Origin of the sequence: Paenibacillus sp. RS8, assembly GCF_041956825.1 — a bacterium.
Taxonomy (GTDB): Bacteria; Bacillota; Bacilli; order Paenibacillales; family Paenibacillaceae; genus Paenibacillus_AQ.
On the sequence record NZ_CP168131.1, the window covers coordinates 5,266,238 to 5,281,779 of the forward strand.

General features: G+C 42.7%; 16 protein-coding genes. 3 read left to right on the forward strand and 13 right to left on the reverse strand.

Going from position 1 to position 15,542, the window contains the following annotated elements; translation table 11 throughout:
* The first annotated feature begins 24 nt into the window (after positions 1-24).
* Both ACDZ28_RS24850 and ACDZ28_RS24855 read left to right on the forward strand, forming a co-directional pair.
* Positions 25-1,254 (forward strand): aminopeptidase, encoded by a 1,230-nt coding sequence (locus tag ACDZ28_RS24850; protein ID WP_375103047.1) that lies wholly within the window; start codon positions 25-27, stop codon positions 1,252-1,254.
* Positions 1,255-1,475: 221 nt separating this feature from the next.
* Positions 1,476-1,658 (forward strand): hypothetical protein, encoded by a 183-nt coding sequence (locus ACDZ28_RS24855; protein WP_042128123.1) that lies wholly within the window; start codon positions 1,476-1,478, stop codon positions 1,656-1,658.
* A 96-nt stretch (positions 1,659-1,754) separates the two neighbouring features.
* Here the strand turns inward: ACDZ28_RS24855 and ACDZ28_RS24860 are convergent, their stop codons facing one another.
* The 9 genes from ACDZ28_RS24860 to ACDZ28_RS24900 form a co-directional block, all read right to left on the reverse strand.
* Entirely contained in the window at positions 1,755-2,447 is a 693-nt protein-coding gene (locus ACDZ28_RS24860) for a hypothetical protein (RefSeq protein ID WP_375103048.1), read from the reverse strand.
* 26 nt (positions 2,448-2,473) lie between these two features.
* On the reverse strand, positions 2,474-3,046 hold the full coding sequence (locus tag ACDZ28_RS24865; protein WP_375103049.1) for a TetR/AcrR family transcriptional regulator: 573 nt from the start codon (positions 3,044-3,046) through the stop codon (positions 2,474-2,476).
* A 1-nt stretch (position 3,047) separates the two neighbouring features.
* The gene (locus ACDZ28_RS24870) at positions 3,048-3,764 is read right to left on the reverse strand and encodes an MBL fold metallo-hydrolase (protein WP_375103050.1); all 717 of its coding nucleotides are present in this window, start codon (positions 3,762-3,764) and stop codon (positions 3,048-3,050) included.
* 224 nt (positions 3,765-3,988) lie between these two features.
* Complete coding sequence (locus tag ACDZ28_RS24875; RefSeq protein ID WP_042132222.1) at positions 3,989-4,168, reverse strand: helix-turn-helix transcriptional regulator; 180 nt, start codon at positions 4,166-4,168, stop codon at positions 3,989-3,991.
* 249 nt (positions 4,169-4,417) lie between these two features.
* Positions 4,418-5,020: a nitroreductase gene (locus ACDZ28_RS24880; protein WP_042128130.1), complete on the reverse strand. Its 603-nt coding sequence runs from the start codon at positions 5,018-5,020 to the stop codon at positions 4,418-4,420.
* A gap of 121 nt (positions 5,021-5,141) precedes the next feature.
* Positions 5,142-5,918, reverse strand: a complete 777-nt coding sequence (pstB, locus tag ACDZ28_RS24885) for a phosphate ABC transporter ATP-binding protein PstB (RefSeq protein WP_042128132.1) — start codon at positions 5,916-5,918, stop codon at positions 5,142-5,144.
* A gap of 39 nt (positions 5,919-5,957) precedes the next feature.
* Complete coding sequence (gene pstA / locus ACDZ28_RS24890; protein WP_042128135.1) at positions 5,958-6,854, reverse strand: phosphate ABC transporter permease PstA; 897 nt, start codon at positions 6,852-6,854, stop codon at positions 5,958-5,960.
* A complete protein-coding gene (gene pstC / locus ACDZ28_RS24895; RefSeq protein ID WP_042128137.1) occupies positions 6,851-7,753 on the reverse strand; it encodes a phosphate ABC transporter permease subunit PstC in 903 nt (300 codons plus the stop codon). The genes pstA and pstC overlap by 4 nt, the downstream gene beginning before the upstream one ends.
* Positions 7,754-7,844: 91 nt before the next feature.
* A complete protein-coding gene (locus ACDZ28_RS24900) occupies positions 7,845-8,777 on the reverse strand; it encodes a phosphate ABC transporter substrate-binding protein (protein WP_042132223.1) in 933 nt (310 codons plus the stop codon).
* Between the two features lie 332 nt (positions 8,778-9,109).
* On the opposite strand from ACDZ28_RS24900, the gene ACDZ28_RS24905 reads away from it, so the two are divergent.
* Positions 9,110-9,994 carry a LysR substrate-binding domain-containing protein gene (locus ACDZ28_RS24905; protein ID WP_375103051.1) on the forward strand — a complete coding sequence of 295 codons (885 nt, stop codon included), beginning with the start codon at positions 9,110-9,112 and terminating at the stop codon, positions 9,992-9,994.
* Between the two features lie 61 nt (positions 9,995-10,055).
* Here ACDZ28_RS24905 and ACDZ28_RS24910 read toward each other — a convergent pair whose 3' ends face one another.
* From ACDZ28_RS24910 to ACDZ28_RS24925, 4 genes are all read right to left on the reverse strand, one after another.
* Positions 10,056-11,045, reverse strand: coding sequence for a substrate-binding domain-containing protein (locus ACDZ28_RS24910; protein ID WP_375103052.1), 990 nt, complete (start codon positions 11,043-11,045; stop codon positions 10,056-10,058).
* Complete coding sequence (locus tag ACDZ28_RS24915) at positions 11,042-12,826, reverse strand: sensor histidine kinase (protein ID WP_375103053.1); 1,785 nt, start codon at positions 12,824-12,826, stop codon at positions 11,042-11,044. Before ACDZ28_RS24915 ends, ACDZ28_RS24910 begins: the two co-directional genes overlap by 4 nt.
* Positions 12,823-14,433 carry a response regulator gene (locus ACDZ28_RS24920; protein WP_375103054.1) on the reverse strand — a complete coding sequence of 537 codons (1,611 nt, stop codon included), beginning with the start codon at positions 14,431-14,433 and terminating at the stop codon, positions 12,823-12,825. The genes ACDZ28_RS24915 and ACDZ28_RS24920 overlap by 4 nt, the downstream gene beginning before the upstream one ends.
* A 113-nt stretch (positions 14,434-14,546) precedes the next feature.
* Positions 14,547-15,527: an ABC transporter substrate-binding protein gene (locus ACDZ28_RS24925; RefSeq protein ID WP_375103055.1), complete on the reverse strand. Its 981-nt coding sequence runs from the start codon at positions 15,525-15,527 to the stop codon at positions 14,547-14,549.
* Between the last annotated feature and the right edge of the window lie 15 nt (positions 15,528-15,542).

Here is a 15,542-nt window from a genome sequence, read left to right on the forward strand (position 1 = left end):
GAGATATTGGGAGGAGTTGAGACTATGTTGGATTTCAAGCAAAAACTTGAAAATTATGCGTTGCTGGCAGTGAAGATTGGTGTAAATATCCAACCTGGGCAGACCCTTGTTGTAAATTCCGACATCGTTTCTGCTGAACTAGTACGTCTTGTGGTACGTAAAGCCTATGAAGCGGGTGCGAAGCTCGTCAAGGTTAATTATAGTGACGAGGTTGTTACACGGACACGTTATGACCTTGCTCCCTCCGATTCCTTCTTGGAACCGCCGCAATGGCAAGCGGATGAATTGGAAGATCTGGCTAAAAAGGGGGCTGCATTTCTTTCAATAACATCAACGAATCCAGATCTATTGAGCGGTGTTGAAGCAGGAAGAATTGCGGATAATCAGCGGATCTCCGGACAGACATTAGCTCCATATCGTGAATTGTTAATGGGGAATCACGCGAGCTGGAGTATTGTAGCCTTCCCATCACCATCGTGGGCGGCAAAGGTATTCCCTGAGGCAGCACCTGATCAGCAGATTGATTTGCTATGGGAAGCTATATTTAAAGCCACACGTGCGGATCAAGTTGATCCTATTCAAGCCTGGAGTCAACATTTAGAGGGTCTAAAAGCACGTTGTGCTACATTGAATGATAATAAGTTCCGTAAGCTGCATTATACAGCGCCAGGAACCGATTTGACGATTGAGCTTCCTGAGGGGCATATTTGGTGTCAGGCGGGAGCTGTTAATGGCAAAGGTGTTCCTTTCCTCGCCAATATCCCAACTGAAGAAGTATTTACTGCCCCACTGAAGTCTGGTGTGAACGGTAAGGTAAGCAGCACTAAACCGCTTAGCTACGGTGGGAATCTTATTGACAACTTCACCCTCACCTTTGAGAACGGTAAAGTAACGGATTTCACAGCTGAACAAGGTTCAGAAACCCTGGCTTCCCTTATCGCGTTAGATGAGGGTTCAGCTTATTTGGGAGAAGTCGCGTTGGTGCCTTTCCACTCCCCAATCTCAGAGAGCGGTATTCTATATTACACTACGTTGTTTGATGAGAATGCATCCTGCCATTTGGCGTTAGGTGCAGCATATGCCTTTACCCTTCACGAGGGGACGACAATGACCAAAGAACAATTGCAGGAAAAAGGAATGAATCAAAGCCATACACATGTTGATTTTATGATGGGATCACCTGAAATGAGCATAGATGGTATTAAGGATGATGGAACAACCGTACCTATCTTCCGTGACGGCGATTGGGCTTAGTTTGTCCGCTTAAATTATTGAATAAATAAAATGCCAAACAACCTGCTTGGTTCCTCTTCCGAGGACAAAAGCAGGTTGTTTTTTATTGCATACTAGATATTCAGAAAATAAATAGTCCAAATTTGAATAAAAGTTCAATAATTGTTCACACTATTGTTGATTTCCGTTCACAAATATGTCACAATACAGTTAAGGATTGAATTTCCAAGGAGGGGATTATCATGTTAAGAGATCCAATATCCAATGAAATTGACAGCGTTGAAGAAGAACAGCTAGAAATTCAAGCACCGGTGGATTCAAGAATTGTTGCATCTAATGCAATCAAATATACCGCCTATGTTATGCTGTTTTTCGGATTCTTGTATTTCCTGATTGCTTACTTGGCACCAATGTTGGAACAATAATGTGATGGATATGACTTTATTAGAAAACGCTTACGGTTAATCACTCTCATGGGAGTAGTGATTAACCGTTTTTATTGACTACAACATCGTTTCTTCTTATTTCCATGAGAATGCTTTGTTCGTCCATGCAATTGCTGAAGGCGACCATATGTCACTCATTCCGGATTGTAACCAAGCAACTGCCTCTCCTCTGTCACCCTCAAATGTGGAAAGACCGTTATCTTCCATCCAATGACTTACGGTCTCAAACGAGGTGCTACTCCAGCCATTTTTCTCTCCTTCTGCATTTTTGCGTTCTTTTACACCTGAAATAACGATGTCTAGTGAAGCCTGAAGCTCCGTAACCGCATTATCGAATGCCGTCTTCATTTCTTTAGCTTTCATATCAGCTTCCGCACGAAGGATACGCGTATCAATCCCTTGATGTTCACGGATAATTTGTAGTAAGGCAACTGCTTCTCTGCTTGCCAATCCGTCATTATATCGTTCTTCTATAGATTTATTACTGCCTACAGCTGCAACAAATGCTGGAAACCAGTCTCTAGAGACTAAGATAGCTTTTTTCTTAACAAACTTCCCATATCCGGCTAGACCTTCACCAGGAAACCTTACACGCCATGACCACGGATCTAGCTCTGATCCTGTATGCCAATTCTCCGCTTTCGTTAATCCGTTTAAAGATGGGTGCTCAGGAATCAGGGTTGCAAGCGGCAATATCCCAATCTTGGCGACAATTGCTGCAGCTTCTTCAAAAGTGGTGACACTGCCTTCTTCATATCCCGTATACATCACTACATCATCTCCTATGTACTCCATTAATTAGACTTCATATTTCCTATCCCAGCAATAAAAGTGCTGATGAGCCGAGATAGACTTACATTCGTATCAAGAGGCAATCCAAAACCGCCTTTTTGCTCCAAAGAGGCAAATCCATGCAGAATACTTCGTAACCCGCGAACGGCATGAATTACTCCTTCCTCACCTAATTGATAATCCTTCATCACATGAATGATCAGCTGCAAAATATGATCACTTGCCGTTTCCAGCTCCGTATTTGCCTGTTCAGGGGATCGCAGCGTTGTCTCGTATAATCCTGGTCGGGCTCGTGCAAAGTCCACATATGCTCGCCCCATCGCCTGTACAGCGTGGTCTCCACTAAAGCCTTTAGCGGCGTTGTTCATTACATTGGAAAGCTCACCTAGTCCATAAATCGCAAGTTGTGTGCGCAATTCCTGTAGCCCGTTAATATGATTGTATAAAGACGGAGAACGAACACCTAGTTTGTTAGCCAATGCGGCTAAGGTTACGGCCTCTATTCCTTCATGATCGGCGATTTCTGCTGCTGCAATAACTAGCGTACGACGATCTAATCCTGCTCTAGGTGACATTTTAATTACTCCTATCTTGAATCATTTGTGCTTTGTGAATAGCTTTCTCCATGGTTTGTACTGGGTTCCTAAGTAAGTCTCCATGTCCAGTAGCCAGTATAGTCGGGGAAGCCTCTAGAAGCTTAGTCGCACTTTTTAATGCTTGTTCTTTACTCCAGGTTGCCATAGCCGGAAACGGAAACCAAGGAATTACGGTGCCTGAAACAGCGGTTCCTCGGAAGGTTTGAAAAGCATCTCCAACGATAACAGCGCCGCTTCGAGAATCAATGAAAGACATAGATCCAGGAGTATGACCAGGAGTTAGAATTGCTGTTAATGAACCTATGGTATCTCCATCATGGAGCAATACATCTGGTCTCGTTGTTACCTTCTTGGGCACGCCTCCCTTTATAGGAGTCTGAGGTTCCCCCTCACGAAGTGAACGATCTCCGCGTAGCAATGCCGCATCCCTTTCAGAAATGTACACCTGAGCGTCTGGGAGCTGCTTCTTCAGCTCATCCAGTGCACCTACATGATCGTCATGCGCATGCGTTAATATAATACGAGTGATCTTCTTATCTAATTTCGTTGCGGTATCTATAATTCCTTTTACACTGAACGGCATGGCTGCATCTATCAAAGTCAATTCATTCTCTTCCTCAATCATGTAACAATTCACAGGAAACACTCTTGGCATCCAAGTCAGCTGTAGCAAAAAAGCTTCACGTGTTACTCTCATGATAACCCCTCCACAAAACTAATGGTATTAGCTTAAATATAAACTAATCATATTAGTTTCGCAAGAGTGAATGATCCATTCTTCTAACCATCTAGATTTTTATCTGCACAAACACTTTTACAAAAGACTCAAGAAACCCACGAACACTATCATAAACCCATGCGTACTAGGCTTCTGAATTTCAGTAATAATCAACTCATCCTAAATTCCTGACCCTTTCAATCTTATTCCTCCCAAAAAATATCGTTTAATGATCGATCTAATGCCTTGCATATGGCTATGCACAATTTAAGTGTCGGATTATAGTTCCCGGCTTCAATCAGGCCAATCGTCTGTCTTGTAACCCCTACTACTTCTGCTAACTGTTCTTGGGAAAGATCTTTTTGTATACGAGCCAGTTTCATCTTGATGTTCTTGTTCTCCCCCACGCCAATTCCTCCTTATGTAGATACATCCATTTTACCCAAGTGTAATCTATACCAATCATTGTGTACATTATATATTGCTACTAACATGCTGACCAATATATCTACACAATTCAATATCACAGTTTCTTTGACGAGTTCTAAGCAACAAAAAAAGCACCCCTTCGGATGCTTTAGACATATATATCCCTTTGATAATCTCTATTCAAATACCGTATAGTATCCTGCTTATTCCACTACATCGTTCTCTGGATAGCTATCAATGATCTGCAGTAGTTCCGAAGCATCCGTCCGTGGACGGCTGTCTGGCACGGTTTCCGGATATCCGGCATGAATCATGGCAATTATTTTTTCACCTGGCTTCACGCCAATTTTGCTGCGGAAATCAGGATTATTGATATAAGGATCGGTCTTCCAAATCGTGCCTACGCCTTGTTCCCAAGCCGCTAGCTGAAAGTTCTGTACAAGTGCGGACGCTGCTGCAAAATCCTCATCCCACTCTCTCTGCCGAGGATCTTCAGGCATCACCACAATTAACGTTAAAGGAATATTTGAGATATATTCTTTTCGCTTAGCAGCCACTTCAGGATCAGAAAAAGCACGTTTCACGAAAGCAAATGCCGCTTCAGCCAAGAACTTTGTACCATCACCTTGAAAAGCAATAAATCTCCACGGCTCACGCACCCCGTGATTGGGCGCCCATACCGCTACATTTAACAACTCCTCTAATAGACCTTGTGGCAGTGGATCTTTTTTAAAAAGCTTAATAGAGCGTCTTTCTCTTATTACTTCAGCTACGCTATTCTTTTGAGTCGGTTGAGTTTGTGTCATGAGATCCACTCCCTATAGTAATAATGATAATCATTATCATTAATGATACAGTATCTATCTGCCTTTTGCAAATAATAGAAACAAAAAAACACCGTTCCCTAAGGAACGATGTTGAAAGGCTTCAGCCGAAACGACCCATGATATATTCTTGTGTCATTTGATTCTCAGGATTAGTAAAGACTTTATCCGTCTTATCGTATTCTACAAGAGATCCCAGATAAAAGTAAGCCGTATAATCAGAAATCCGTGCAGCTTGCTGCATGTTGTGCGTCACAATTACAATGCGAAGCTCTTCTTTTAACTCCTTGATGAGCTCCTCAACTTTACCAGTAGAAACCGGATCTAGTGCGGAGGCTGGTTCGTCCAAGAGTAGAATTTGTGGGTTAACTGACAACGCTCTTGCAATACAAAGACGCTGCTGTTGTCCACCGGACAAAGCTAATGCTGAATCTTTTAAACGGTCCTTTACTTCATCCCACAATGCTGCTTTACGAAGGCTGCTCTCTACGATCTCATCAAGTGCTTTTTTTCCTTTAACACCATGGTACTTAGGTCCAAAAGCGATGTTATCATAAATGGATTTATAGAACGGATTCGGCTTTTGCCAAACCATCCCGATCTTCTGACGCAGTTTGATCACGTCTGTTCCAGGAGCATTAATATCAACGCCATCTATCCAGATGCTTCCTTTGGTTGTTGATCCGGAGATTTCGTCATTCATACGGTTCAGTGAACGAAGAAAGGTTGATTTACCGCAGCCGGATGGGCCGATCAGTGCAGTAACCGTATTTTCAGCAAAAGGAAGACTAATCCCCTTTACTGCCTCATATGTTCCATAAAAAATACTCAGGTCCTCGGTTTGAAAAGATTCACGCACTGCTGTTGCCGACGTTCCCATCGATTACTCCTCCTACATCTCTACTTTAGTTTTTAGGAATTAGTTCATTCTTTTTGAAGCTGTAAGCTTACGATAAATAAATCTACCGAAATAACGTGCTGCCAAGTTGAAGATTAACACCATAATTACAAGTACTGCTGAAGCTCCCGCAGCAATTTGCGCGGCATCAGGAGCAAGGCCTTCACTATTTACCTTCCAGATATGAACAGCCAGTGTTTCAGCTGGACGGAAAGGATTCAGTGGTGAGTTCGGACTAAGTGGATTCCAGTTGGTGAAATCTAGTCTTGGACTACTCATTCCTGCAGTGAACATCAACGCGGCTGCTTCCCCAAAGACACGGCCAGCGGACAAAATAGTACCCGTAATAATCGTTGGTAATGCTACTGGGAACAACACGGAGGTTACGATTTTCCACTTGGACAATCCTAGTGCAAAACCAGCCTCTTTTTGTTGCTTCGGAACACTACGGAAAGCTTGCTCCGTAATCCGAACCATCAGCGGTAGATTAAAGACCGTCAATGCCAGTGCTCCAGAGATTAAGGAAAAGCCAAGATTAAAATAGTTAACAATCAGCAATAGACCAAACAAGCCGACTACGATTGAAGGGAACGATGATAATACCTCAACAATTAAGCGAATAAAGCCGGTGATTTTCCCTGGACGAGCATATTCAGCCATGTAAATACCGGCACCCAGTCCAAGAGGTACTGTAATTATTAGCGTGAGTACCAAAAGGAATAAGGAGTTGAATAGCTGAGGGCCAATTCCTCCACCTGCTCGAATTTTTTGCGGTGCAGAGAATAGAAAATCCCAACTAATGTGACTAAGACCTCGAAAGAGGATATATCCTAATAGACCAACCAGAATAGCTACGATGAGCAATGCGAAAAACACAATAAGGCTTGTGGCAATTTTATTTACGGTTCTCGGCTTCAAATCTTATTTCTCCTTTCAAGCAGTCTCACAAAGAAGACAAATACAAAGGTCATCAGCATAAGAACCAGTGCCATACTCCACAGAGCATTATTGTGCGCAGAGCCCATGGTTGTGTTCCCCATTCCAAGCGTGATTACACTCGTCAGGGTAGAAGCTGATTCAAAGAGTGATTTTGGTACGAATGGCGCATTCCCGATAACCATCTGTACAGCAAGGGCTTCACCGAATGCACGTGCCATCCCCAGTACAATACCAGTCATAATAGCAGGAAACGTTGTCGGAATAATCACTCGAGAGATCGTCTGCCACCGGGTGGCACCAAGCGCATAGGAGGATTCCTTTAAATTTTGCGGCAATGAAGCCAGCGCGTCTGCAGCCACGCTTGTAATCGTCGGAAGAATCATGACCGAGAGCACAAGCGCGCCTGCAGCTACCCCGATGCCTTGACCAGGCAGGTTGTTGCGTAGAAACGGTACAATAACACTTAATCCGATGAAACCATACACAACTGAAGGGATACCTGCCAACAGCTCGATTACAGGCTGAAGCAATTTTTTGCCCCATCCTGGGACAATCTCAGTCATGAACAGCGCAGCGCAAAGGCTAAGTGGACTAGCAATCAATGCTGCAAGAAGAGTAACTAAGAAGGATCCAGTGATAAACGGAAAAGCACCAAAGGATGGCGTATCTGCTTCAGGTGACCACTTTGTTCCGAATAGAAAATCAGTAACGCTAACATCGCCACTTGTGAAAGTTGAAATACCTTTAGACGCCACAAAATATACCATCGATACAATGATTGTTATCAATAGCAGTACACAGAAGGACATATATGTACGTCCCACAAAATCTTCAATATGATGTTTCTCGATGCGTGAGTTCTTTAGTTTCACCCTCAATTGCTCCCTCTTTCTAAAGTGAAAAGAGAGGCAGATGTATCCGCCTCTAATCACTTGAGATTCTAATCCTTACAAATTACTTAGAAGTGAATTACTTAGCTGTAACATTTCCTGCAACGTCACGAGTAACTTGCATTTTTACTGCTGGAATGTATCCAAGCTCAACGACTTCACCTGTTTGTACTTCGTCTGTCAAGAAAAAATCAAGGAATGCCTTTACTGTTTCATTTGGTTCGCCGTTTGTATACATGTGCTCGTAAGCCCATACTGGATATTTACCAGAAATAACATTGTCTACAGATGCTTCTACACCATCAAGGCTAAGTGTTTTGATTGAATCATCAAGGTATGAAAGAGCCAGATAACCGATAGCCCCTGGAGTTTCTCCGATCATTTTCTTAACAGTACCGGAGGAATCTTCTTGAATCGATCCTGGGATATCTTCAGTTTTAGTTCCAAGTGCAAAGCTTTCAAAGGTTGCGCGAGTACCGGAGCTGCCTGGACGGTTGATGATTTGGATTTTTTGATCCGCTCCGCCAACTTCTTTAAAGTTTGTAACTTTTCCTGTGAAAATATCGATAAGCTGTTGCTTAGTCAAGCTGTCCACACCAGCATCCGGATGAGTTACTGCTGCGATCGCTACTACTGCTACTTGATGATCTACAAGAGCTGCCGCTTTTTCTGCATCTGCATCTTTTAGTTTTTCTTCTGCGAATACGTCAGAGTTACCAATATCTACTTGTTTCTCAGCTACTTGAGTAAGACCAGTACCACTACCGCCGCCTTGAACCTGAATGTCCACACCAGCATTTTTATCCATGAAATTCTCGGCTACCAGCTCAACCAATGGTTGTAGTGCTGTTGAACCTGAAGCTAGAATCGAACCACTTATTTTAGCGCCGCTACCTTCATTTGTAGCTGCAGCGTTTCCTCCCGTGTTGTTTGCCCCACCATTACCGCAGGCCGAAAGTGCCAGTACGCTTGTTAAAGCCAAAGTCATAACCCAAGATTTTTTGAATTGCATTGTTTTGTCTCCTCCTAAATGTTTTGTTAGCACGGCTTCCTCATACAGTTCATACGGAACTGGCTTCGAAAGCTTTAACATGGTGTTGTGGAGCTTTGGCCCCCATATGCTTGTTTACTGTAAAATTGCATTGTACGCATATGTTAATGTTGTTGTCGGGAGCTTCTTGGCCCCTCTGACTCTTCTTATTCTAGAGCTCGTTCGTTAGAGAAACTTCTTAACTTTGTAAAGCCAACGATAAAAATACCAATAGAAACTATATATATGTATAGATTTAATCTATAATGGACATATAATTTGTTATTCAACTAAGCTTTGTGCGGAGGAAAGTCATGAATATTATAAAATTAAAGATCGTTATCCTACTTGAAAAATATAAGAAAGTAACCGATGTAGCTGCTGAGTTAGGCCTTAAACAACCCACCGTATCTTTTCATATGAAGAATCTAGAGAATGAATTTGGAACGCCTTTATTCCTATATCGAAGTGGAAGAGTACTGCTCACAGATGCAGGTCGGGCCCTTTATCAATATGCACTTAAGATTGTCTCACTTACGTCTGAAGCTGAACGCACTGTTAAACAGTTTGCTTCCCCTTCACAAGGTACATTAAAGCTGGAAGCAAGTTATATTCCTGCAACTTATATTTTACCTAAAGCGTTAATCCAATTCATGAAACAATATCCGGGGATTAATAATTCCATGACGATCCAAAGTGATTATTTGTTAAAGGAACGACTCCGAAGCCGAGAAATTCAAATAGCTATTTTACACACTTCTGATTGGTATGATGAATCCTTTAACTTTCAGCTCATTGTCCGCGACGAGCCTGTGCTCATTTTTGCACCTGGTCATCCATTCGAAACTATAGAAAAATTAACACCAGAACAGATCGCGCTTGAACCTTGGATTCAGCATGAAGTTGGCTCTTGTTTACGGGGATTTGCAGATCAATGGGCAGAATTAAATCATTTTCGTTTATGGAACCGATCCGAGTTGAATTCACCTGAGACCCTAAAGAAGTTAGTTTGCGAGGGGGGTGGCGTAGGAATTTGTTCTAAAGCTAGCATTGAAGCAGAACTTGAATTAGGTCGTCTTTCTTATGCTCCTCTACCGGGAGTTTTACCTGAGAGCGGTGGTTTTGTTCTGGCGTGGCGAAAAGATCATATATTAACGCCGTTACAGCAGTCTTTTGCCGACATATTAAACAACTTATGAAACCTTATACTTTTACAAAAGAGAGAGTCCAAAGCCTTAACGGTTTTGGACTCTCCTTTTTTTATTCTATAAAAGGAAACATTAACTTTTCATTCTCGCTTGTATACATATTTTCCTTCGTAATGAATTCGGAGCCTGTATCCATAACAGAGTCTACTTTATGACCTGAAACGACTTCAAGTGCAGTTTTCACGGCCAGGTACCCCATGGTAAAAGGTTTTTGAATCACCGTGCCCAGCATAATTTCCTTCTCCAGCAAATGAACCTCACTACTGGAATTGTCGAACCCCACCAGCTTCACTTTTGATTTTAAGCCCAAATCCATAATTGCCAGACCCGCTCCTAATGTAGATGGCTCGTTTAAGCCAATGATTGCCTTCAGTTGCGGCTGATTCTTTAGAAGTTCAACAGTTAATTGGTATGCCTTCTGGGAAGAACCATTGCTATAAAGGGTATCGTGCACATGATCTACTCCATTCTGAGATAAAGCATCACGAACCCCTTTCTCCCTCTCAATAGCTGTAGCGGAGCCAGGTACAAAATTCATAATGGCGACTTTATCGTCGCTATGAATATTTTCAATCAACTTCTGCGCTGCTTTACGTCCTGCTTCGTAATTATCTGTGGCGATAAAACTTTCTGATACACCGCCGTTTAGTCCTGAATCCACTGTAATAAGAGTGATACCCGCAGCCTTAATCTGCTCTGCAACCGGAACGAGACGATAATAGTCGGTAGCAGCTAAAATAATGGCATCGGGCTTCTCCTCAATCGCCTGTTCCAGCAGTTGAATCTGCTTATCCACATCTAGCTCGGTATCTGTTCCTATCGTATGGACATCTGCACCGAATTCCTTGGCTGCAGTCGCTACACCTTGTTTCATTACCTCCCAGAATTCAATACTGGTGTCGATAGTCTTAGGAACGTAGATAATGGTTCTGACTTTTGGATCAAGCTCATTCGTAAACATACGATAACCTACCCACCCGAGCGCTATTATGAAGAATAACAATAGAGCGGACAGGCCTATTTTTGACCATAGTGAGCTCATGGATTCTCCTCCTCATAGAGCGCAGGAATTCTTAAAGTGACCGTCGTCCCTTCTTCCATTTCACTTTCAAAAGACAAACCGTAATGATCTCCGAAATAAAGCTGAATGCGATGGTTCACATTCGCGACACCTACTCCACTACCCATCCTGTAATCTGCTTTTTGAAGCAGTAACTTGCCCATCTGCTCTGGATTCATGCCTACACCATTGTCAATTATCTGAATGGTAATATCGTTGTGCTCTCTTTTTCCCCTAATCAGGATGTGGCCTTGCTCAGGATTATGTTTTATCCCATGATAAATCGCATTTTCAACTAAGGGTTGAAGGACTAATTTCAATATACTGCATTTAAGAATATCTTCCTGCACCTCTATTGAATAAGTGAATTTATGGCGATAGCGCATGTTCTGAATCGTTAAATAGTGCCGAATATGTTCTAGTTCTCGTGCGATCGGGATCAATTCCTCACCCTCACCGATTGTAGAACGCAGCAGCTTCGATAATGATGAGGTCATTTCCACCACCTCCTCCATCTTTCCGGTCTCTGCCATCCAGATGATTGAGTCTAGGGTATTATACAAAAAGTGGGGCTTAATCTGTGCTTGTAGTGCCTTCAACTCACTCACGCGTTTCATTTCTTGCTCCATAACAATCTGGCTCATTAACTCTTTAATCTTCATAATCATCAAATTAAATGTTCGGGCAAGCTTGCCGATTTCGTTCGTGCTCTCAATCTCCACGCGAATGTCGAACTCTCCGCGTTCAGCCTTTTTCATGTTGATTTCCAAATTCTTGAGCGGCTTAGTCAGTGCGTAAGAAAGAAGCACGGAAATTGCCATGGCAAAGATCAAGCTTACAGCTCCCCACAAGGCAGCCGTCCCTTGCATCTGCTGTTTGTTTGCAACCAGATCATCCGGATAGGTAACCCCCACAATCTTCCAGCCAAAGCTGGTTGTATCCACGGTGTATAGCTTCTGTTCGTTCCCTGTGTTCACCGTAACCGAGCCGCTCTTAATCCCAAGAACGGTTTCCAATTGTTCAAACTTGAGTTGCGAGTAGATCAGCTGCTGTTGAGGATGATAGACTAGGCTCCCTGAGGGATCCACAATGAATACATAACCGCGCTTTCCCAGTTCGATTTGTTTACACAAATTGTTAATCACGCTGTAATTAAGATCCACAAGCAGCACACCCTGTCGATCTGCTTCCATTTCTGAAAAGGTATCTGAAAGCTTTCTACTGATCGACACTACCCATCGGTATTCATCCTGAAATATGTGCTGAACATGTGAGGAGGAGACAGCTACACCGGTTTGGTTCACTGCTTGCTGATACCACTCTTGGGTAATCAATTCAGGAAGCGGTTTCAAAACTGCGTCCAGTCGATCCGACACCGTTATCCCCTCCGAGCTTGCATACACTATTGAAGAAATATCGGTGCGGGATTGGACGACAGATCGAAGATATTGGCTGGCTAACTGCTTATCTTTGACTTTACCTTCTTGTCCCGAACTCGAACCTTTTACATATCTCTCAAGATCACTGCTAGTTAACACCAGAGCAGCAATACTCTCCATGTTACTAATATAATTTTCAATGTTCAGTTTTACTTGTTCTATTAATTGTGAAGTATAAGCTACAGAATTCCCCATAACAGCAGCAGAAGAAAGTCGATATGAAGTATAGCTCAGCACTATAGTCGTACAGAGGATAAGAAGTGAAAAAGAAATGGCGATATTATTATGAATACTTCGACTTCGGAAGAAACGATGAGGTTTCATAGAAGAAGATTCTCCTTCTTTCGCTGTCGATATTCCTTCGGTGTGATCCCAACATTACGTTTGAAAATCACACTAAAATACTGAGGATCAGCATAGCCAACTCTAGCAGCGATGTCATAAGTCTTCAACTGTGTGACGGTAAGGAGTTCTTTAGCTTTTTCCAAACGGAGGCGAGTCAAATACTCAATAAAAGTCTCTCCAGTATGCTGTTTAAAAGTCGCACTGAAATAACTGATGCTCATAAAAATATGGCTGCACAGCTCATTAAGTGAAAAGCTGTCATTACAATAATTCTCCCGAATATAAGCTTCTGCTGCTTTCATCTGAGAGGTTCTGACGGTTGTTCTTTGTTCCGATAACTTGAGTATCAGCTCATGGCAAGTTCTCTCTAAATAATTTCTTGCTTCATCTAAAGTCTTAAGGGCTGCAACCTCAGCAAACATATTATGCGAAACAAGCTCTGTATTTGGGAATCCGATATCGACCACATAGTTCATTAGAGAGACGAGCATTTGGTAGATGCTACTGCGGCAATCTTCTATAGAAGAGCTGTTGCTCTTTAGCTCCTGAAACCATTTTGAGAGGACCTCCGAGATCGCTGATGCTTTACCGGTCTTCAACGCGGATATGAATTCTTTTTCCCATGAAGAGAAGTGTGCTTGATCCAATCCTTTGCCAAACTCAAGATCCTGTATGGAGATAACCTTATCTATGCCTAATAGATATCGGTATTCTATGGATGAAATCGCTTCCTGAAAGGATTGTGGAATTTGCTGCAAGCCAGCGTATTTTCTACCGATGCCGATGGTTGCCGTCAGCTTCAAATACTTGTTCAAACTGGTTTGTACTTGATCCGCAAGAAGTTGTGTTGTGACTTCGATCTCCTCGGAATCCCCTGATAATATCGCGGCGAGTTTACCATCTCTCGTCTGAAACACCACACCGCCCTGCTCCTTTTCAAGTTGTTCCTGCACAATGTTAAAAGCGGCAAAGCGTAGCAGCTCAGCCTCTGAAGCAATATCCAGGCTCCGATTCTCAATTTCTATATCTATTACGACTGCAAGGTTAACCGCACCCCGCAGCTGTATATGGAAATAATTCATTTTATTCTCGATCTCTTCATTTCTCATTCGAGTAGTAACAAGCTTCTCTAGAAATCGTTCGCGTAACAAAGGAAAGCTCTGATTTAATTGCATGCGAAGCTTAGCAATATTGGCCTTTTGTAAATGCTCTTCATCTAAATCCTGCTTCATTTTGCTTAGATACTCGGCAAACTCACGAGCATTGATCGGTTTTAACAAATATTCAGTCACCTTCAAAGATATAGCCTGCTTGGCGTATTCGAAGTCTTCATAACCAGTTACGATAATGACCTTCATGTCCCGGTATCTTTCCATTACAGCTTTGGCCAAACCTAGTCCATCCATAAAGGGCATGCAAATATCTGTAATAATCACATCCGGTCGATACTGCTCTACTGCATCAAGAGCATCTCTGCCGTTATCGAAATCTCCAACAAGTTCAAAACCATGGTTATTCCATGCTATCTTCTGTTTAATCCCCTCACGAACCTCATCTTCATCATCAACTAGAATAATCTTGTACATCCAACACCTCCTCAGCTATGAATTCATCGATTACTTATAATGTAAAAGTTTACCTTTGGGGATAAGCATAATAGAGGTTGCCTTCTTGAGGCAACCTCTATTATTAATCTCTTCTATTCGTACAGCAGAGGTTTGATCTCATCGGAATCTATATTGTTCTTATCGTACCAGTGAAACCCGGTGTCAATATTCTTTTCTACGGTTTCCCCTTTAATCGCCTGCACTGCTGCCTTCACCGCTTGATAACCGATACCAATGGGATCCTGTGTAACAGCGCCGGCCACAACACCACTTCGAATAGCATCCATTAACTGTTTACCGGAGTCAAATCCGATGACCACAATCTTTCCACCCATTTGCAATTCATTTACCGCATTAGCCACACCTACTGCAGATCCTTCGTTTGAGCCATAGATCCCTTTAAGGTCTGGATTTGCCTGCATCATCGCCTTTGCAAGATCCGTGGACTTCAACTGATCTCCACCGCCATATTGCGGTTCTAAGACTTCAATATCGGGATATTTCGCTTTCATTTGTTCTAAAAAGCCATCACGACGCTGTTGACCTGTGCTGCTCGTTTGGTCATGTACGACTAGAACTACTTTACCCTTCTTGCCGATCAACTCAGCCATTTTATCAGCTGCCAAAGCTGCTGCCGCTTTATTGTCAGTCGCTGCTGTTGCTACAGGAATATCGCTATCTACACCGGAGTCAAAGCCAATGATTGGAATATTGTTTTCCTTTGCCTTTTCCAGATATGGAATCGCTGCTTTGCTGTCTAGAGCTGCTAATGCGATGGCTGCCGGTTTCTTGTCTAGAGCCGTCTGCAACATTTCAATTTGTTTATCTACCTGACTCTCATTTTCAGGTCCTTCAAACGTAATCTCAACATTAAACTCCTTCGCAGCCTTCTCGGCTCCTTGCTTCACCGCTTGCCAGAATTGATGCTGGAAGCCTTTTGAAATGACTGGGATGTATGGTTTGTCTGAACCGGAAGCACTTTTTTTGCTATCACTGTTGTTACAAGCACCAAGTAAGGTAGTAGCCAGTAACAAACTGGCAAGCAAGATAATCCCTCTTCGACGTTGTTTCATTTAATCTTCCCCCTC